Genomic DNA, 19351 nt, shown 5'->3' on the forward strand with positions numbered 1-19351 from the left:
ATACAAGTTTAGGGATAAGCAACAGCTTGCGGTGCCCTTGCCGCGTTGCGAACAGCAACTGATGATTTTCAGGAATGCATTATCGAGCCCCTACCTTAATGGGATGAAAAATGGATGTGAAAATTTTGTAGTCATGTTATTGATTATTTCGGGCTTGGCCGGCTGTAGACTAATCGCACTTCCAGCCGGTCAGGACAAAACGATAAATGTGCTTTAGCAGGAAGGGCGTTCTTCTATTCCTGCAGCCGTAGCTCAGGAAATTCAATGACGTAGATGATCCCGCTGATCACCCGCAGATCGTCAACACGGGCAACCCAGTGGGACAAGGGAAAATAAGGTTTTATACGGTTGAACTGTGTTTCCGACAGGTAAAACAAATCCCTCATGGCAGCACCTCCGCCATAAGTGAATCACATTTGATCCTATTCGTGAATCATGAAATTAATGAGTCCTGAGCCTAAAAAAGAAAGGATCTCATAAAGTACCTGAAAAAATAAGAGCTTATTGAGCTTTACTTCGATCAGGCATGATTAACCTTCCTCCTCAAGCTAATATCCGTGTTTTCCCAGCAAGAACTCACTTAAGATAAAAATGAGGACGAGTTTACGTGGATTTTTACAGTTGATAACCTATTTTATCATGGGTAAAATGCTCCCATGAGGGGCGACCGGCGCCGAACTCAACGCAGAAGATGGGGGTGGGGAGTCATGAGCAATCGCTTCCTGATGTGGGCCAAGACATGGATCGAGGAAAACATCCCTCCCGGCGCCAATTCCGACATAGAGAGTCATGAAGTAAAGGCAAAGCGGCTGTCGGAGAAACTGTTCGCCGAGGCAGCTGCGGCCAACTTCACAAACTTCGAGACCGAGGAGGAGCGGGAGCGCGTTACGCCCCTGGTACTGGCCGCGGTCTCGGACAGCAGAGACTTTGACATCGATGCCTATCATCTCAAGTCGCAACTTGCGCGGGAGAATGAAGATGGCGACTGAGCCTCGCATGGTTGGTCTTCAGGGCGGCATCACGTTGGTTGCTTGTCAGCTGCTCGTGACATATCCATAATCAAAAGAGGGCTGTCATTTGTTCTCAAGGATCTTCCTGGAGACAAGCCTGTAGTTTTTCGCATCCGTAAAGCATAGGCGCTAGTCAGCTGTATTCATAAATATAGATGAGTTCGAGAAATGGCCTAAGAAAATCCACTGAGCATGTCCTTCCTTCTCGCTCAGCTCGCGATTGTCTAGGAAGTGAACTCAAGACTTGAGGTGAAGGATGAAACCGCCTCGCGGTAGTATCCATCCAGGATCGCATGAGCGCCAATATCAAACAAAATCTCAAATTTTTGCTCTTGCAGGATAGCAGTGGTTTCATGGCCACGAGAACATTTAATCTGTAGTAGTTGCGATCCCATCGGACAGTTCCCGATTTGACTGGTGCAGTTGTCAGATCAGATTCAATTGTTCAGTAAAGTGATTTTATCGTTCCAGTCCTCCTTTCCGTCAATTAATGTTTGCCTGTCTTTTTTACGTTTGTTAAGAACGTTGTTTCGCTTCCGCCTAAACCAGCTGCCATCATTGCAGTTGTCGCTGTGTGAACACTATCCCGCACACTGTCTGAATTCAGAAGGGCATAAATCGCGGTGTATTTTGGTTTTTGTGATTAAGGCTTTTGCCGATAATGGCTAAGCTTTGCACCCTGCTTGGCCTTCAGAAAGTGCCGACGAGCTATTGGAAACGGGAGATTTAGGGTTTTCTAGCATATGACGTAAACCCCTGTGTAACCCCAACAGAATTCTGGTTTACGGATATCACTGTAACCCACTGAATTCATGGCGCCCTGAACACGAATCGAACGTGTGACCTACCCCTTAGGAGGGGGTCGCTCTATCCACTGAGCTACCAGGGCGATGGTTGCATTTTACGCTAATATCGCGGTATGAATAAACCAGCCGCAGCCCCTGCCGGAAATTCCGCCGTCCACGGCAAATTACCACGCACTGTAGTCATTCTCGGCCTGGTCAGTTTCTTCAACGATTTCGCCTCCGACATTGTCATACCGCTCATTCCCATATTGCTGGCGACGGTGCTGGCCGCAGGGCCGGTTGCCCTGGGTATCATCGAGGGCGTTGCCGACGCGGTGGCGAGTTTGATCAAGCTCTGGTCGGGGCGGCATTCCGATATCATGCGCGGCCGGCGCAAGGGCTTGGCGGTGGCAGGCTATACGCTCTCCAACATTGCCCGGCCATTGCTGGGACTGGCTGGTTCCTGGCCGGTGATCCTGATGCTGCGCAGCATTGACCGCATTGGCAAGGGCTTGCGTAGCGCGCCGCGCGATGCGCTGGTGGCGGATGCAACGCCTGCCCCGATGCGCGGCTACGCCTTTGGCTTTCACCGGGCAATGGATAACGGCGGCGCGGTGGCGGGGAGTCTCGCCGCGGCAGCTGCGCTGGCATGGTCGGGCTTGAGCCTTACCGAGGTGATTCTGTGGTCGGCGGTTCCCGGTTTTGTCTCGGTGCTGCTATTGGGCGCCGGTGTCAAGGAAGAAAAAGCTGTTGTTCCGGCCAGCGCTCATCTTCCCATAGTGCTGCCACCCTTGCGCTGGTCGGTGTTATCCTTGCCGATGCGGCGTTATCTCCTGGTGCTGATGCTGTTCACATTCGCCCGCGCTTCGGAAACTTTTATTCTGCTGCTTGGGCACCAATTAGGCGTGGGCATAGTCGAATTGTTGTTGCTGTGGTCAGCATTGAATCTGTGCAAGGCGTGCACCTCCACCTGGGGCGGCCAACTGGCCGATAGCATGGGACGCGGCGCATTGATGTTGATCGGATGGACAACGTTTTCGATCTCGTTCCTGCTTTTCGGCATCGTTGGAGATAGCGCGGGGCTGTGGGCTGTGAGCATTTTTTATGGCCTTTGCGCGGGCATGAGCGAAGGCGCCGAACGCGCAATTATCAGTGATCATGCAGAGCCTCGCGAACGCGGGACTGCTTTCGGCTGGTATCACCTGATGGTGGGCATTGCGGCGATTCCAGCAGGATTGCTGTTCGGCTCCATCTGGCAATTTCATGGCGCGCCAATGGCATTCTTTTTCGCCGGTGGATTGGCGGCTGTTGCGGCGCTGTTGTTGCGGACGTGGGCTTGGCCGGTTAGAAAACTGGATGTGGCTGATGGATAAAAGGATGTAGGATTAGTGAGACGGAGGATTGATGGGTTACGGTACGCTCCACCCATCCTAACAAAGCTTCGTCATTCCCGCGAAAGCGGGAATCCAGACGCGGACTGGAACAGCCCGTCATCCTGCTGTGGGGGAATTCGGACAACCGAAAACCCATGGATTCCCGCTTTCGCGGGAATGACAGGGTAAAGGGGGAAGCAGGTGCAGGGGAATGTACCTGCATAAAGAAAAAAACCAAAAATATCGTTAACAGCGAACAGAGTATCTACTATAGGGGCATATTTATGAAATCACCTGCATTAGTCGCAATATTGATGGCGATGGGTTTGTTTTTCGGGAGTCAAGCTGCACGTGCCGAGCCGCTCAAGGTAGGCCAACCCGCCCCCGATTTCAGTCTTCCTGACCAGGACGGTAAAACGCGTACGCTGGCGGATTTTCGTGGCAAGTGGCTGGCATTGTATTTCTACGTCAAGGACGATACGCCTGGCTGCACCGAGCAGGCGTGTAAATTCCGTGATGATATCCACCAGTTGACAGATCTTGGAGTGCAAGTGGTCGGCGTAAGCGTGGACGATACCGCCAGCCATGCGAGCTTTGCCAAGAAATATGCTCTTCCGTTCCCGCTCCTGGCAGACAGCAAGGGCGAAATGGCCGCGCGCTACGATTCTCTCCGGGGCGACGGTAGCCTGGCCAAGCGCAATACTTTCCTCATTGACCCGGAAGGCAGGGTTGCCAAAATTTATTTGTCGGCCAGCACCTCGCGCAACTCTGCTGATGTCATCGAGGATTTAAAGAAACTGAAGGGTTTATAACGAGCCACTGCATGATGGGTTAACGAATTTTTGATGCATCAAAAGCCTGCAAGTCCATCCACTGTACCTTCGCTAAAAAACAGCCGGCATACTAATGGAGAGATATCCTCATGTCAAAACTGACCGAAGACCAACTGGCGCAAATTAAAGCAGCGCTGCAACAACGTTACCTGGAATTGCGGGAAGAAGTGCGTAGCGAACTGGAGCGTTCCAATGACCAGCGTTATGTGGACCTGGCGGGGAGCGTGGGTGACGTTGGCGATGATTCGGTAGCCGATATGCTCCTGGATTTGGATGCGGCTATCGCGGACCGGCAGGTGAATGAGATGCGCGAGGTGGAAGCTTCGCTAAAGCGCCTGGCGGAACTGGATTTCGGCGACTGTATCGATTGCGGCAATGAAATCGGCTTTGACCGGCTGATGGCTTATCCGACTGCCCGACGGTGTGTGCGCTGCCAGAGTCTGCATGAGAAGACTTATTCCCACGAACCAAACCCTACCTTGTAAAGTGTCATGTTGCGGTTGCCGGCGCAGATATCTTGAGCAGCACCAGCACGGCGCCGCTGCCGCCATCTTTCGGTCTGGCCTGGCAGAAGGCCAGCACGTCATCGCGCTGCGAGAGCCAGCTTCCGATCCTGGCCTTCAACACCGGCTCGTGAGACTTTGAGCTGAGCCCCTTGCCGTGTATCACCCGCACGCAACGGAGGCCCCGCGTATGACTGGTATTGAGAAATGCCACCAACTCCATGCGCGCCTCGTCGCGGGTGAGCCCATGCAGGTCGAGCTGCGCTTGAATCCCCCAATAGCCGCGTCGCAAACGCCGCAAAGTCTGACGCGAAACGCCGGGGCGGAGAAATGACCATTCGTCTCCCGCTTCCATCTCCAGTGGAACATGATCGGAAAGCGAGTCGCCCGGCGCAGTTTGTTGGTCAGGGGGAACCTGGCGCGGTATGGGCAAGGGCTGTTTGCGGGTATGGGGGATCTTGTCGGACGCGGGCAGCGGCGCTACGCCCCGCACCGCGTCGAGAAACAAGGCGGTATCGTCATCACCGATCTCGGGGGTGGCCGCATCGTTAGTTCCAGAGCCGGTTGCAGACTTTTTGTCCCGCTGTTTCATATAAGCTGCTCAAGCTGCGGCTGCGCAATTGCCGCTCAATTCGAAACATCGAGATATTTTTCCGCATCCAGCGCCGCCATACAGCCGGTTCCCGCACTGGTCACCGCCTGGCGATACACATGATCCTGCACGTCTCCCGCCGCGAATACGCCGGGGATGCTGGTTGCGGTAGCGTTACCCTCGTTCCCGCTCCGGGTCACGATATATCCGTTTTTCATTTCCAGCTGCCCCTGGAAAATATCGGTGTTGGGCTTGTGACCAATGGCGATGAATATGCCTTGCAAACTCAAGTTCCTGGTTGAACTGTCCTCGGCATTTTTGATGCGCATCCCGGTGACGCCGGAATTATCTCCCAGCACTTCATCCAGCACATGGTTGAGTTCCAGTTTGACATTACCGGTTTTCACCTTGTCCATCAATTTATCGATCAGGATTTTTTCCGAACGGAATTTGTCGCGGCGGTGCACAACGGTCACATTCCGTGCGATATTGGAAAGATAAAGCGCCTCTTCCACCGCCGTGTTGCCGCCCCCCACCACTGCCACATCCTGCCCCTTGTAGAAAAAACCGTCGCAAGTGGCGCAGCCGGATACGCCCCTGCCCATGAACGCCTCCTCGGAAGGAAGCCCCAGGTATTGCGCGGAGGCGCCGGTGGCGATAATCAGGGCATCGCAGGTGTACGTGCCTTGATCGCCGATCAGCGTGATCGGTTTATCCCTGAGCTTGGCGGTGTGAATATGATCGAAAATGATTTCGGTGTTAAAGCGTTCCGCATGTTTCTGAAAGCGTTCCATCAATTCCGGACCTTGCACGCCCATTGCATCGGCCGGCCAATTATCGACATCGGTGGTGGTCATGAGCTGGCCACCCTGCGCCATGCCTGTAACAAGCACAGGCTTGAGATTGGCGCGGGCAGCATAAACCGCGGCGCTATAACCGGCAGGACCGGAACCGAGGATGAGAAGGCGGGAGTGCTTGCTTGTCATGATTTAATATATGGGGTTTATTATTCAAAAAAACAGGTTCATTACAACGTACCTCTAAAATTCCAGGCCCAAGTTCACGCAACTCATCGCAGCGAGCAGCCGGGGAGCAAAAAATATAGCAATGAAGTTTTCGGAGACTTCTTATAGGCGCTGTTCTACCCAGCCAGCCACGCTCTCCAGCGCCATCGGCAGATTATCGGGCTGGGTTCCGCCTGCCTGGGCCATGTCGGGGCGCCCGCCGCCCTTGCCCCCGACCTGCAAGGCAACAAAATTAACCAGTTCGCCCGCCTTCACTTTCGTGGCCAGGTCCGCGCTCACTCCCGCGATCAGCTTGACCCTTCCAGCTTCTATCGCACCCAGCACGACCACGCAGGATTTCAATTTGTCCTTGAGCTTATCCAGCGTTTCACGCAGGATTCTGGAATCCGCGTCGTCAAGGCAAACCGCGAGAACTTTTGCGCCTTTTATCTGCTTTACTTGCGCGGCGAGATCATCGCCTTGCGAACCGGCAAGTTTTGACTTCATGCGTGCAAGCTCTCTTTCCAAGTGCTTCACGTTATCGAGAATTTGCGCAATACGGGTGGCGGCTTCCTGCGGCTGCGCCTTGACCGCGCTCGCCACTTGCTGCAACTGCGATTCCTGCTGCTGGATGTAAGCCAATGCACGCTCGCCTGTCACTGCTTCGATGCGCCGCACCCCTGCGGCCACCCCGCTCTCGGCGACAATCTTGAATAACCCGATATCGCCGGTACGCTTGACGTGTGTGCCACCGCATAGCTCACGCGAGGAACCGATGTCCAGCACACGCACTTCATCGCCATATTTCTCGCCGAACAACATCATCGCCCCGGTTTTTTTTGCGTTCTCTATCGACATCATGCGCGCCCCCGTCGCCGCGTTGGTCAGAATTTCGGCATTCACCAAAACCTCCACCTTGCGAATCTCGGCGTCGGTCATTGGCTGGTTATGCGCAAAGTCAAAGCGCGTCTTGTCCGCATCGACCAGCGAGCCCTTTTGCTGTACATGGGGACCCAATACCTCGCGCAACGCCTTGTGCATCAGGTGAGTGACGGAATGGTTTCGCTCGGTGCGCGCACGCGCGACCGGGTTGACCTTCGCCAGCACCTTGTCGCCGGTAACCAGTCGGCCGCTTCGCAGCAGGCCCTTGTGGCCGAACACATCCGACTGGATTTTTTGCGTATCCGATACGGCGAAGGTACCGTTGCCGGCAAGCAGCTCGCCGCAATCGCCCACCTGCCCGCCGGATTCCGCGTAAAACGGCGTTTGATCGAGCACGACTACCGCTTCGTCGCCCGCCTCGATAAAATCCACGCGGCTGCCTTGCCGGTAGATCGCAAGAACCTGACCCTCAAACTGCAAGTTCTCGTAGCCGTGAAACGCCGTCGAGGGGCCGCTGTAGGTTATTCCGTCCTGCATGGTGAACTTGCTCGTGGCCCGGGCCCGCTCGCGCTGGCGCTCCATGGCATGCTCGAAACCGGCCTTGTCGATGTCGATGCCGCGTTCACGCGCAATATCGGCGGTAAGGTCCAATGGAAAACCGAACGTGTCATAGAGGCGGAATAATGTTTCGCCGTCCAGTATGCGGTCTTCATTCCCTTGCTGCAGCGCCGCGTCCAGTACCTGCATGCCATTTTCCAGCGTCTCCGCAAAACGCTCTTCCTCCTGCTTCAGTACCGCCGCGACGCGAGCCTGGGCTTCGATCAGCTCCGGATAGGCTTGCCCCATCGCTTTCGCCAATGCATCCACCAGCAAATAAAAGAACGGTCGGTCCTGCCCCAGCTTATAGCCATGACGAATGGCACGGCGGATAATGCGCCGCAGGACGTAGCCCCGCCCCTCGTTGCCGGGAATCACGCCGTCGACGATGAGAAAGGAACAGGCGCGGATGTGATCAGCGATTACCTTGAGCGAATTGCTGGACAAGTCAGCGGTGTTCGTGGCTTGCGCCGCCGCCCTGATCAATTCCCGGAACAGATCGATTTCGTAATTGCTGTGAACCTGCTGCATGACAGCGGAAATACGCTCCAGCCCCATTCCCGTATCCACCGATGGCTTGGGCAATGGATGCAGTGTGCCGGCGCTATCGCGGTTGTATTGCATGAACACCAGGTTCCAGATTTCGACATAGCGGTCGCCATCCGCTTCCGGCGTCCCCGGCGGGCCGCCCGGAATCTCCGGACCGTGGTCATAAAAAATTTCGGAACAGGGGCCGCAGGGACCGGTATCGCCCATCTGCCAGAAGTTGTCCGTTGTGGCGATGCGCGTGAAGCGCGACGAGGCGATGCCTACCTCGTTCAGCCAGATGTCGGCGGCTTCGTCATCCTCGGCATACACCGTTACCCATAATTTCTCTGCCGGAATCTTCAGCATGACCGTGAGGAATTCCCATGCGAAATGGATGGCGTTGCGCTTGAAGTAATCGCCGAAGCTGAAATTACCCAGCATCTCGAAGAACGTATGATGCCGCGCGGTGTAGCCCACATTCTCCAGATCGTTGTGCTTGCCGCCCGCGCGCACGCAGCGCTGGGAACTTGCCGCGCGCGTATACGGCCGCTTTTCCTGGCCGAGAAACACGTCTTTGAACTGCACCATGCCCGCATTGGTGAACAACAGCGTGGGATCGCCGGCGGGAACGAGGGAACTGGACGCCACGACCACATGGCCATGCGACTCAAAGAATTCAAGAAATTTTTGTCTTATTTCGCTGCTTTTCATACCGGCTTCTTCTACAGGACGGCGGCTAACGCCGCGCTACTTCCGTTACCGTCATTCCCAGCGATTCGCCATTGATAATCGCGATATTCGCCACCTTTACCCTGACGCTCATTTCTTCATTCACCTTGGGCAGATCGCCCTCAGTCAGGATGGTGATCTCCCCGCTGTCGTCTTTCAATACATAGGTCTTCATGCTGAACAACGGAATTCGCGTCGGGTCTTTCGCGATACCATGTAGCAAGACCTCCTTGCCATCAAAGTTTGCGGGGGACGCGTTGATCTCGCTGATAGGCGTTGCGTTGATGGAACCGCAACCACTGAACGTGATCCCTATCACTGCCGCCGCCACAATCCGGGCAAAAAAATTCCTCACGCTTCATCCTTATCAGGCCGGCGCAACACGTGACGTATCACTTCCGCCGTAAATCCCCGTCCCAGCAGGAAACGCATTTGCCTGGCAAACTCTTTCGCATCCGCGGGTGCCGCACCGAATTTTTTGCGCCATACTTCGCGGGCGCCATCCTGCTCGGTTTCCTTGATATTGGGCAACGCGGCGATGATTAAATTCTCGGCGATGCCCTTTTCACGCAACTCATGCACAATGCGTTGACTGCCGAACCTGTTTTTACGCATGTGTATGACCTGCTCGACCATGCGCGTGGCCGACAGAAAACCGCGTTGTTCCAGCATATCCAGCACTGAAGAGAGATCTTCGGACGTTTCGGCATGAGGCGCGAGCTTTCTTTCCAGCTCCAGACGGGAGTGTTCCCGCCGCCCGAGGTAGCCCAAGGCGCGGGTTTTCAGGCTCGGCCCGGATGTCATTGCAGCGACGATGCCACGGCAATGCTCCGTGATTATTCGACGTTTACGGCTTCAACCTGATTGGAGACGCCCACCGCCGCACGGATCTTCGACTCTATTTCCATCGCGACATCGCGATGCTCTTTCAGATATTCTCGGGCATTGTCCTTGCCCTGGCCGATTTTGTCCCCCTTGTACGCGTACCAGGCGCCGGATTTTTCAATCAGCTTGTGTTGCACGCCCAACTCGACGATTTCACCTTCGCGTGAAATCCCCTCGCCGTAGAGAATATCGAATTCGGCCTGCTTGAATGGGGGTGCAACCTTGTTCTTGACCACCTTGACACGCGTTTCGCTGCCGATGACCTCATCGCCCTTCTTGATCGAGCCGGTCCGGCGGATGTCTAGGCGCACCGAAGCATAGAATTTCAGCGCGTTGCCGCCGGTGGTGGTTTCGGGGCTGCCGAACATGACGCCGATTTTCATGCGTATCTGGTTGATGAAAATCACCATGGTATTGCTGCGCTTGATGTTGGCGGTAAGCTTGCGCAACGCCTGCGACATCAGTCTCGCTTGCAGACCCATTTGGGGCTCGCCCATTTCGCCCTCGATCTCCGCCCGGGGCGTCAAGGCCGCGACTGAGTCAACAACCACCACATCGATCGAACCGGAGCGTACCAGCATATCGGCGATCTCCAGGGCCTGCTCGCCGTTGTCCGGTTGAGAAATCAATAACTCCTGCACATTGACGCCGATCTTTTGCGCGTATTGCGGGTCCAGGGCGTGTTCCGCGTCGATGAATGCCGCAGTACCGCCCATCCTCTGCATTTCCGCAATGACTTGCAGAGTCAGGGTTGTCTTGCCGGAGGACTCCGGCCCATAGATTTCCACTACCCGTCCACGGGGCAACCCCCCCACCCCCAAGGCAATATCGAGCCCCAGCGAGCCGGTGGAAATCACCTGGATGTCTTTGGCAACATCGCTGGCGCCCAAACGCATGATCGAGCCCTTGCCGAACTGTTTCTCGATCTGGGAGAGAGCCGCCGCCAGCGCCTTGCTTCTGTTTTCGTCCATGGGATTTCCTTTTAAGAATGGGGCCGATTATCGCATATTGTGATGCGGCGCGGGAAGGCGAAGGAAGAATGACAACGTGCTCGCAATGGTTTTCACCAGAGCGGATTTTCCATTCCGCCTACGGCGTGGCTTTCGGAAGGCAAGGAACATGAGCAATCCCGGGAAGACAATCGAGATCCCATTATTCCTGGCACAGCTAAGGCAAAATATACGTGTTGAAATACTGCTCCGCTTTCGTTGGATTCAGCTTGCGCAAGGTTTTATAAACGCCCCTGATCTTGTCGCGTTCGCCCAGGATCGCATAGCCGACCCCAAGGTGATACCAGGCGTCGGCATTCTCCGGCTGTATGCGTACCGTTTCCAGATAGGCCTCAACCGCCTCGCCGTATAGATCCAGATCTTCGTAAGTAATGCCCAAGCGATACCAGGCTTCCGCATTCCCCGGATGGATGCGTAGCGCCTGCCGATATGCATGAATGGCGTGGGCGTGTTGTCTAAGTTCATGGTGGGCATTGCCTAGGCCATACCAGGCTTCCGCATTCTCCGGCTGTAAGCGCAGCGTATCCCCATATGCCTGGATTGCATTCTCGTATTCTTCGAGATTAGCGTAAGCAACGCCGAGTTCATGCCAGGCTTCGCTATATTCAGCCTGATTGCGTATTGCTTCCCGAAAGGCATGAACCGCCTGCTTGTATTGTTTGAGGCGGGTGGAAGCAATGCCTATGCTAAACCACGCAACCGCGTCATCAGGGTCTCGCTTGACTTCCTGCTGGGCGAGCTTCAACAGCCTCGGCCAGTCCGCTTTCTCCTCCAATGCCAAGGCGCGGTTCAGCCAGTTCAACGCATCTTTTTCCCTTGCCATCGGGGCCGGCCGCGGCAGTTTTGTGAGCTCGCCTATCCAATCCACCGGCAACGCGAAGGTGAGATCCCGGCCTTCGACACGCTGCCGGGCGAGGATGCCAATCAGTTCCCCCTGATCATTGAACAGTCCACCGCCGTTGGCATCTGGAGAAATAGCGGTGGAGATATGGATGTATTGCGAACCCTCGTGCGGCCGCAGCCTGGAGACTACACCTTCGGTCAGGGCCGGCTCCTGCCCTCCTGGCACGCCAATTGCATAGACGCGCTGCCCGGGCATGAGGTTTTTGGCTGTGCCCAAGGTCACGGGCGGAGCCGACAGCTGCGGTACATTCAATTGGCAAAGGTCGCGGTCCGGTGCGGCGTACCCCAGCGTGGCTTTGAAAGTTCTGCCCAATTGACGCACTTGTCCATTTTTCCCTTCGTTGATTACATGGCAGGAGGTAATCACCTGACCCTCGCCAATCACCACCCCGCTGCCTTGACCAATGGATTTGCCGTTGGCGTCGACCATTTCCACCTCTACAATGGGAGCCGACACCTGTGCCAAAATCTGCTCAGGGGTTTTGGCGGCGACAAAGGATGAAAGCAAGGCAAATAACAGACCCCCAATTATCCTGGGGCAAGATCGTGAAATACCATGACTCCTGGTTTGGGGATTCGGACTCACGACCGTATTATTCGTTAATTGGGAAACGTATCGTAGCGCATTGGCGGAACGTAGGTAAGGCGGTTGAATGTTAACGATCCAGCGCAATAAAAAGTCCGGGGATTTCCACCGCGCAATGTCCTCAAGCAACCATGGGCGGAATACCTTGTAACAGGTCTATGACGCCTTGCAGCGCTTTCGCAACCGACTGCCGTCTTATCGCCTCCCGGTTGCCGCTAAGATAGTGAGTTTCGGCGCGCGCAAGACCCTCCTTTATTATCCAGGCGAAACATACCATCCCTACGGGTTTGTCCGCTGTCCCGCCGTCCGGCCCGGCAATACCGGTAACGGCAACCGCGACTTGCGCGTGGCTTCGTGCAATGGCGCCTTCGGCCATTTCGTACGCTGCCTCCTCGGACACCGCCCCATATTGTTCGAGCGTTGTGCTGCTCACGCCCAGCATTTCGCGCTTTGAGATATCCGCGTAGGTGATAAAGCCGCGTTCGTACCAGGCGGAGCTTCCGGCTGTCGAGGTAATGGCCTGCCCCAGCCAGCCGCCAGTGCAAGATTCGGCACTGACAAGCATTAATCCCTGCTGAGCGAGCGTCGACCCAACTTCCCTGGCAAGATCCTCTAGTGTCAGATCATCCATAATTTAATCCACCTTGAAATTTATGCTCTCACTATATTACAAATGCTTTCCATAACGCCAGACACAATAGCGTGAAGAACGCAGCCAGCAGGTCATCCAGCATTACGCCGAAGCCACCATGCCACTTGCTCTCGTAATAGCGGATAGGCGGAGGCTTGACGATATCGAACAGGCGAAACAGGAGAAATGCAAATGCCTGCCACACCAAGGTATCGGGCGTAAACAGCAGGACCAGCAGGAAAGCAGTAATCTCATCCCAAACCATGCCTCCATGATCATGATCGGTTAGCGCCTTGCCGGTGACCCCGCAGGCCCAAATACCGACGATGAACAGCACGTCAATCAGCAGCAGAAACTCGACAAAATCGAGGAAGTAGTTGAACAACCAGAATAATGGAAATGCGGCAAGTGTTCCTGCTGTTCCGGGTGCAACCGGACTCAAGCCTGCGCCGCCGCCGAATGCAATGAAATAGGCGGGGTGACGCCGTATGAACGCGCTGTCGGGATGCACATGGGGAGATGCGCGCTCAGGTGCGAAAGTGGTCATATCCCTTTGTTTCCAAGGTTACTGTCTTGCCTGCGGCGTCCAGCACGACCAGGCCTTCTCCCTCGCCAATCCTGCCGATGCGGCTCAGTGGAACGAGCTGTTCGCGGGCGAGTATTTCGATTCCGCCACGCGTTTCCCTGGGTGCGGTAAAACAAAGCTCATAATCGTCTCCACCGGCCAGCAGGCATTCAATCGCCAGCGTTTGGGGAAGATATTTTTTCATTGAAGCCGAGCAGGCTATTTCATTCATTCTGATGACACCGGCAACTTTTGAACTTTTCAGGATATGTCCCAGATCAGCCAGCAGCCCATCGGAAATATCAATAGCGCTATCGGCAAGACCGATTAATCGTTGCCCCAGTTCGACCCGTGCCGCCGGGGTAAGCAGCACGGGCAGGCACGCCGCGATTTCGCCTGGCTCCAGCGTGATGCGTCGCTGCACATGAGCAAGCGCCAGGGCGGCATCGCCCAGATGCCCGGATATCCAGATATCATCGCCCGGCCGGGCGCCATCACGGCGCAAAGCTTTTCCTTTCGCCACTTCGCCAATAATTGTCACGCAGATATTGAGCGGGCCGCGCGTCGTATCTCCACCAATAAGCTCCACGCTGTGAGCGTGGGCAAGTTCGAAAAAGCCATCCGCGAATGCTTTCAGCCATTTGTCGCCGGTGTGCACCATTGATTCCGGCAGTGCCAGCGAAAGTGTGGCCCACCGCGGCTTGGCGCCCATGGCCGCCATGTCGGAAAGATTCACTGCGAGGGATTTGTGGCCGAGTTTGTGTGGATCAACATCGGCAAGAAAATGCTGCCCCGATACCAGCATATCGGTGGAAATCGCCAGCTCCACTCCCGCCGCCGGCTTGATCAGTGCGGCGTCATCCCCTACGCCCAGTACCGCGCCCGGAGCCGGACGGGAAAAATACCGGTGGATAATGTCGAATTCGGAAATCACTTTAGCGCTGGGGCAATCAGCCTAAATCCCGTTGGACGGGAAGGTGAAAGTCGGGTGATGTAAAAAGCTTGCGTGAATCATAATGCTGAACCAAAAATCAACGGTCAGCCGCAAGATTTAGGATCGTGCTTTTGCATCGATCTCAGCCGTTCGCAGTTTTGCGGCCAACTTATCCAGCACTCCATTCACGTATTTATGTCCATCGGTGCCCCCGTATGTCTTGGCGAGTTCCACCGCCTCGTTGATCACTGCTCGATAAGGTATTTCCGGGTGGCTGACAAGCTCGTGGGTACCCAGCAGCAGAATGACGACCTCAACTGGACTGAGCTCCTTGAAGGGCCGGTCGAGATAAGGCTGGATTTGCTTCTCCAATTCCGAAAAATTCGCCACGACACCTCTCAGGAGACCTGATAGATAGTCTTCGTCGGTCTTGGAGAATTCCCTGGTTTCGTGCAACTGTGCTTCGATGGCCTCTGGGGTTCCACCCGCCACACGCCATTGGTAAAGTCCTTGCAAAGCTAGCTCGCGTGATCGGCGGCGGCGAGTTTTTCGGCCGGATATGTTTGCCGGACCGGCTGCGGATTGCTTCAGGGGAGCGGTGGATGATTTGATTTCCGGTTTAGCCTGTGTCATTGCGTCACGTCGTCGAGCTCTCTCAGCAAATTGGCCATCTCCAGCGCGACTTGGGCGGCTTCGGTACCTTTCCGGCTCATGCGCGCCAGCGCCTGATCATCGGTATCGGTGGTAAGTATGCCGTTGGCAACGGGGATGCCGGTATCGAGCTGTACGGCAGCCACACCGCTGGTCGATTGGTTGGATACCACTTCAAAATGATAGGTATCCCCCCGTATCACCGCACCTAATGCCACCAGAGCATCGAACTGGTCGGTTAAAGCCATTTTTTGCAGCGCCAGGGGGATTTCCAAGGCACCCGGCACAGTCACCAGCAACATGCCCGACTCCTGCACGCCCCGTTTCAGCAGTTCCGCAGTGCAGGCGCCAAGCAATCCCTCGCTCACATTCGGGTTAAAGCGGCTCATAACAATGCCAATACGCAAATCTCCGCCATTGAGATCGGGTTCCAATTCAAGAATGTTGTCGTAGCGTGCCATGTATGCTCCTGTAACAAAATTTAACCGTAACAGAAAGTTTCAGGAGAGCCGCTGCTTCCGGCTTCTATCTTCCGGCTCCAGATATCCCGTCACTTCCAGGCCGAAACCCGCCATGCTGGGCATTTTACGCGGGATAGCCAGCAACCGCATCTTGCCCACATTGAGATCTCTCAGTATCTGCGCGCCGATACCATAATCCCGCAGATCCGCGCTGGCAATGTGCGGGCCGGATTTCGCCGACGCAACACGCTCCATTAACCCCGTGGAGCTCTCCCTGAGGTGGAGCAACACGATCACTCCGCATGGTGCGCCGGCGATGACCCGAAGCGTATCATTCACGTTCCAGGAATGAGTTTCGTCACTGATATCAAGCAGGTCGATTACCGAAAGCGGCTCGTGCACCCGCACCAGAGTTTCAGTATCAGGATCGATGCTGCCCTTCACCAGCGCCAGGTGCGTCGCGTTAATCGTCTTGTCGAGATAGGCGACGAGCTGGAACTGGCCATGTGCGGTCTGGATGGAGCGTTCGGCCATGCGGCTGACCAGGCTTTCCGTGCGGCTGCGGTAATGAATCAAATCGGCTATGGCGCCGATCTTGAGTTGATGCCGTTCGGCGAACTCTATCAAATCGGGGAGACGAGCCATGCTGCCGTCTTCCGTCAGAATTTCGCAAATCACGGATGCGGGCGTAAGGCCCGCCAGGTTTGCCAAATCGCAGCCAGCCTCGGTATGGCCCGCTCGCACGAGCACACCGCCGTTTTGTGCCATCAGCGGAAAAATGTGTCCAGGCTGGACGATATCTGCCGGCTTGGCGTCCGGGCTTGCGGCCGCCTGGATGGTGCGGGCGCGGTCCGCGGCGGAAATACCGGTCGTGACTCCGCTTGCAGCCTCAATGGAAAGCGTAAAATTGGTGCCTAGCGGCGAACGGTTCACGGATACCATCAGCGGGAGATTGAGTTGCCTGCAGCGCTCTTCGGTCAACGTCAGGCAGATCAAACCGCGACCGTGCGTGGCCATGAAGTTGATCGCAGCAGGCGTGACGAAATCCGCAGCCATCACCAGATCGCCCTCGTTTTCGCGATTTTCCTCATCGACGAGGATGACCATTTTGCCGGCTTTGATTTCGGCAATTATTTCCTGGGTTGAGCTGATAATCATGTCAAAGTTGAACAATTCATGCGACTATCCATCAGCCGCTCTACATACCGCGCCACCATGTCGACTTCCAGATTCACTTTCGCGCCCGGTTCCAGATCGCACAGTGTCGTCACTGCCAGTGTATGACGTATGAGATTGACCTCGAATTCGTCGCCTGCTATTCCATTCACCGTCAGGCTTACCCCATCCACCGTAATTGACCCCTTTTTCGCGATATATTTTGATAATGAACCCGGCGCTTTGATCACCAGCAGATAGCTTTCTCCGGCTGGTTTAAACTCTGCCACTTCGCCGATACCATCGACGTGACCGCTTACCAGATGGCCGTCAAGCCTGTCGGACAGGCGCATGGCTTTTTCGAGATTGACCCGCCCTCCCGCTTTATCCAGACCTTCGGTACAGTTCAATGTCTCCCGCGATACGTCTACTGAAAACGTGTCATTCATCAGGGCAGTGACGGTGAGGCATACGCCCTTTGCCGCAATACTGTCTCCGATCTTGACATCGCCCAAATCGAGCAGCCCGGGCGAAATGCGCAAGCATAGTCCATCCTCCAAAGTAGCGGTGTGCTTTATCTCGCCGATTGCTTCGATAATTCCGGTAAACATCAAATACTTTCCGCTTTCAAATACAATAATGGCAATGTATGCCTATTGGTTTCTGGATAGGAGGACGTGCGGCAATTTACCGCATGGTGGCAAATAAGAATATACGCTAATGTCTGGGTTAAACCTAAATCCGGCAATTGACTCCTCCTTTTTCAGGTATTTTCGCGCGGCGCCACAACGCACCGAGACGTTTTGCGCCATGCGACCTCACCCCCGTGTGAGTTCGCCACAACTATCGGATTTAGTCAAAATACACACAAAGGAAGTCAAGCAAGGACGAGCAATGAAAAATGTTCAGTGATCTCAGCCAGTCACCGCTAAGCAAGAATTTGCAACGCCTGTTTCTGCTTAGAAATATCGTAATTGCGGCTCAGTCCCTGACGTTCGCCCTGGCGCACTGGGTGCTCGAGATGCAATTGCCTTGGACGCAGATGGTTGCGGTCACGGCTCTGCTCGCCATATTGAACCTGGTGACATGGCTACGCCTCTACCGTAGCTGGCCGGTATCAAGCATCGAATTTTTTGCCCAGCTACTCGTCGATGTTTTTGCATTAAGCACGTTGCTGTATTTCAGCGGCGGGTCGACCAACCCGTTCATATCGCTATACCTGTTGCCGCTGACGATTGCCGCCGCGGCATTACCGTGGGCTTATACCTGGGTCATGGCGGCAATTACCATCAGCTGTTATACGCTGCTGCTGTTTTATTATGTACCGCTGCCCCATGACCACGAAGAACATAACACCGAATTTAACCTGCATGTATCGGGAATGTGGCTGGCCTTCGTGTTAAGTACTGTATTAATCGCCTGGTTCGTTGTCAAGATGGGCATATCCATCCGGGAGCGCGACAAGGATCTCGCGCTGGCACGGGAACAGGCTTTACGCAACGAGCAGATTATTGCCCTGGGAACATTAGCTGCGGGAGCCGCCCACGAACTCGGTACGCCGCTGGCGACGATGGCCGTGGTTACAGGGGAACTGCAAAAAGATTATACGGAAAATAATGAATTTCAGAATAATATTAGAATACTGCGAGACCAGATCACCCATTGCAAACGTATGTTGACGCAATTGCTGGCGGATGCCGGGCAAGCGCGGGCCGAAGACGGCAGCGGCCAGGCCGTCGATTATTTCTTGCGGCAGGTACTGGACAAATGGCAGTTGATGCGGCCTTCCGTTAAATTTACTTATCGTAGCAAGGGCGTACAACCAGCTCCGCAAATCCTGAATACGCAACTGCTGAGCCAGTCTATTTTAAATCTGCTGAATAACGCAGCCGATGCATCGTTAAAACATGTCGAAATAGAAGCGAACTGGGATCAGCAGGAATTGCATCTCGAAATCCTTGATTACGGCGCGGGACTTACTGGCGAAGCCGCGCAGCGCGCAGGCCAGGCCTTCTTTACCAGCAAAGCGCCGGGGAAAGGGTTTGGGATCGGCTTATTCCTGGCGAATGCAAATATCGAGCGATTTGGCGGCACTGTGCGCTTGACCAATCGGGAAGGCGGCGCCTGTACTCAAGTTACATTACCTTTAATACGGCAATCGATATGACAAACTTACCGGCAATGGAAATTGACGACCGTCCGACTTTGCTAGTCGTTGACGACGATTCGACTTTTTGTGGCGTACTTGCAAACGCCATGACAAAACGCGGATTTAACGTCGCATGTGCGCACACCGTCGAACAGGCCCTGGAATGCGCAGAGGCTTGCACCCCGGAATATGCGGTTATCGACCTCAGGCTGCCGGGCACGTCCGGCTTAACCCTGGTTGAGAAATTGAAGACGCTTGATCCCGGCACCCGAATCGTCATGCTGACCGGTTACGCCAGTATTGCCACGGCAGTGGAAGCGATCAAACTCGGCGCGACGCACTATCTGGCGAAACCTGTCGATGTCGACGAAATCATGATCGCGTTCGAGCGCACCGAAGGCGATGCAGATGTGCAAATCAGCGCGCATCCGCTATCTGTGGGGCGTCTGGAATGGGAGTACATCCAGCGCGTTTTAACCGAAAACAAGGGGAACGTTTCGGTAACAGCGAGAGCGCTCAACATGCACCGACGCACCTTGCAACGCAAACTCACCAAATATCCGGCTAAGATATGAATAGATGGAT

At 55.0% G+C, this 19351-nt stretch carries 21 protein-coding genes and 1 tRNA gene; 6 read left to right on the forward strand and 16 right to left on the reverse strand.

Annotated features, from left to right (window positions below):
- Window positions 1–233 precede the first annotated feature (233 nt).
- The gene (locus tag BLP45_RS14415) at window positions 234–386 is read right to left on the reverse strand and encodes a transposase (RefSeq protein WP_143002431.1); all 153 of its coding nucleotides are present in this window, start codon (window positions 384–386) and stop codon (window positions 234–236) included.
- A 321-nt stretch (window positions 387–707) separates the two neighbouring features.
- Here BLP45_RS14415 and BLP45_RS10045 point away from each other — a divergent pair, with 321 nt between their 5' ends.
- Entirely contained in the window at window positions 708–989 is a 282-nt protein-coding gene (locus tag BLP45_RS10045) for a DUF768 domain-containing protein (RefSeq protein ID WP_090372212.1), read from the forward strand.
- Between the two features lie 834 nt (window positions 990–1823).
- Here the strand turns inward: BLP45_RS10045 and BLP45_RS10050 are convergent.
- Window positions 1824–1899: transfer RNA gene (locus tag BLP45_RS10050), tRNA-Arg, on the reverse strand.
- 30 nt (window positions 1900–1929) lie between these two features.
- On the opposite strand from BLP45_RS10050, the gene BLP45_RS10055 reads away from it, so the two are divergent.
- From BLP45_RS10055 to BLP45_RS10065, 3 genes are all read left to right on the forward strand, one after another.
- The gene (locus BLP45_RS10055; protein WP_090372214.1) at window positions 1930–3168 is read left to right on the forward strand and encodes an MFS transporter; all 1239 of its coding nucleotides are present in this window, start codon (window positions 1930–1932) and stop codon (window positions 3166–3168) included.
- Between the two features lie 284 nt (window positions 3169–3452).
- On the forward strand, window positions 3453–3980 hold the full coding sequence (locus tag BLP45_RS10060; RefSeq protein ID WP_176754721.1) for a peroxiredoxin: 528 nt from the start codon (window positions 3453–3455) through the stop codon (window positions 3978–3980).
- Between the two features lie 110 nt (window positions 3981–4090).
- Window positions 4091–4486 (forward strand): TraR/DksA family transcriptional regulator, encoded by a 396-nt coding sequence (locus tag BLP45_RS10065; protein ID WP_090372216.1) that lies wholly within the window; start codon window positions 4091–4093, stop codon window positions 4484–4486.
- 4 nt (window positions 4487–4490) lie between these two features.
- On the opposite strand, the gene BLP45_RS10070 is transcribed toward BLP45_RS10065, so the two are convergent.
- The 14 genes from BLP45_RS10070 to BLP45_RS10135 form a co-directional block, all read right to left on the reverse strand.
- A complete protein-coding gene (locus tag BLP45_RS10070; protein WP_090372217.1) occupies window positions 4491–5096 on the reverse strand; it encodes a Smr/MutS family protein in 606 nt (201 codons plus the stop codon).
- Between the two features lie 35 nt (window positions 5097–5131).
- A complete protein-coding gene (gene trxB, locus BLP45_RS10075) occupies window positions 5132–6082 on the reverse strand; it encodes a thioredoxin-disulfide reductase (RefSeq protein WP_090372219.1) in 951 nt (316 codons plus the stop codon).
- A gap of 141 nt (window positions 6083–6223) precedes the next feature.
- The gene (alaS, locus tag BLP45_RS10080; RefSeq protein ID WP_090372220.1) at window positions 6224–8818 is read right to left on the reverse strand and encodes an alanine--tRNA ligase; all 2595 of its coding nucleotides are present in this window, start codon (window positions 8816–8818) and stop codon (window positions 6224–6226) included.
- Between the two features lie 25 nt (window positions 8819–8843).
- Window positions 8844–9191, reverse strand: coding sequence for a hypothetical protein (locus BLP45_RS10085; protein WP_090372222.1), 348 nt, complete (start codon window positions 9189–9191; stop codon window positions 8844–8846).
- The gene (gene recX, locus BLP45_RS10090) at window positions 9188–9640 is read right to left on the reverse strand and encodes a recombination regulator RecX (RefSeq protein WP_090372224.1); all 453 of its coding nucleotides are present in this window, start codon (window positions 9638–9640) and stop codon (window positions 9188–9190) included. Before recX ends, BLP45_RS10085 begins: the two co-directional genes overlap by 4 nt.
- Before the next feature lie 32 nt (window positions 9641–9672).
- On the reverse strand, window positions 9673–10692 hold the full coding sequence (gene recA / locus BLP45_RS10095) for a recombinase RecA (protein WP_090372226.1): 1020 nt from the start codon (window positions 10690–10692) through the stop codon (window positions 9673–9675).
- 196 nt (window positions 10693–10888) lie between these two features.
- Window positions 10889–12091 carry a tetratricopeptide repeat-containing S1 family peptidase gene (locus BLP45_RS10100; RefSeq protein WP_143002432.1) on the reverse strand — a complete coding sequence of 401 codons (1203 nt, stop codon included), beginning with the start codon at window positions 12089–12091 and terminating at the stop codon, window positions 10889–10891.
- 250 nt (window positions 12092–12341) lie between these two features.
- The gene (locus BLP45_RS10105; protein ID WP_090372230.1) at window positions 12342–12851 is read right to left on the reverse strand and encodes a CinA family protein; all 510 of its coding nucleotides are present in this window, start codon (window positions 12849–12851) and stop codon (window positions 12342–12344) included.
- 31 nt (window positions 12852–12882) lie between these two features.
- Window positions 12883–13398, reverse strand: a complete 516-nt coding sequence (locus BLP45_RS10110; protein ID WP_090372232.1) for a phosphatidylglycerophosphatase A family protein — start codon at window positions 13396–13398, stop codon at window positions 12883–12885.
- A complete protein-coding gene (gene thiL / locus BLP45_RS10115) occupies window positions 13379–14350 on the reverse strand; it encodes a thiamine-phosphate kinase (RefSeq protein WP_090372233.1) in 972 nt (323 codons plus the stop codon). The genes BLP45_RS10110 and thiL overlap by 20 nt, the downstream gene beginning before the upstream one ends.
- A 117-nt stretch (window positions 14351–14467) precedes the next feature.
- Window positions 14468–14983 carry a transcription antitermination factor NusB gene (nusB, locus tag BLP45_RS10120; protein ID WP_090372235.1) on the reverse strand — a complete coding sequence of 172 codons (516 nt, stop codon included), beginning with the start codon at window positions 14981–14983 and terminating at the stop codon, window positions 14468–14470.
- Window positions 14980–15462 carry a 6,7-dimethyl-8-ribityllumazine synthase gene (gene ribH, locus BLP45_RS10125; RefSeq protein ID WP_090372237.1) on the reverse strand — a complete coding sequence of 161 codons (483 nt, stop codon included), beginning with the start codon at window positions 15460–15462 and terminating at the stop codon, window positions 14980–14982. Before ribH ends, nusB begins: the two co-directional genes overlap by 4 nt.
- A gap of 39 nt (window positions 15463–15501) precedes the next feature.
- Entirely contained in the window at window positions 15502–16620 is a 1119-nt protein-coding gene (ribBA, locus tag BLP45_RS10130; protein ID WP_090372238.1) for a bifunctional 3,4-dihydroxy-2-butanone-4-phosphate synthase/GTP cyclohydrolase II, read from the reverse strand.
- The gene (locus BLP45_RS10135) at window positions 16617–17228 is read right to left on the reverse strand and encodes a riboflavin synthase (RefSeq protein ID WP_090372240.1); all 612 of its coding nucleotides are present in this window, start codon (window positions 17226–17228) and stop codon (window positions 16617–16619) included. The genes ribBA and BLP45_RS10135 overlap by 4 nt, the downstream gene beginning before the upstream one ends.
- Window positions 17229–17518: 290 nt before the next feature.
- Here BLP45_RS10135 and BLP45_RS10140 point away from each other — a divergent pair, with 290 nt between their 5' ends.
- Both BLP45_RS10140 and BLP45_RS10145 read left to right on the forward strand, forming a co-directional pair.
- Window positions 17519–18784 carry an ATP-binding protein gene (locus BLP45_RS10140; RefSeq protein WP_090372242.1) on the forward strand — a complete coding sequence of 422 codons (1266 nt, stop codon included), beginning with the start codon at window positions 17519–17521 and terminating at the stop codon, window positions 18782–18784.
- On the forward strand, window positions 18781–19341 hold the full coding sequence (locus tag BLP45_RS10145) for a response regulator transcription factor (RefSeq protein WP_090372243.1): 561 nt from the start codon (window positions 18781–18783) through the stop codon (window positions 19339–19341). Before BLP45_RS10140 ends, BLP45_RS10145 begins: the two co-directional genes overlap by 4 nt.
- Window positions 19342–19351 lie beyond the last annotated feature (10 nt).

Source organism: Nitrosospira sp. Nl5 (assembly GCF_900102495.1).
In the GTDB taxonomy this organism is placed as follows: domain Bacteria; phylum Pseudomonadota; class Gammaproteobacteria; order Burkholderiales; family Nitrosomonadaceae; genus Nitrosospira.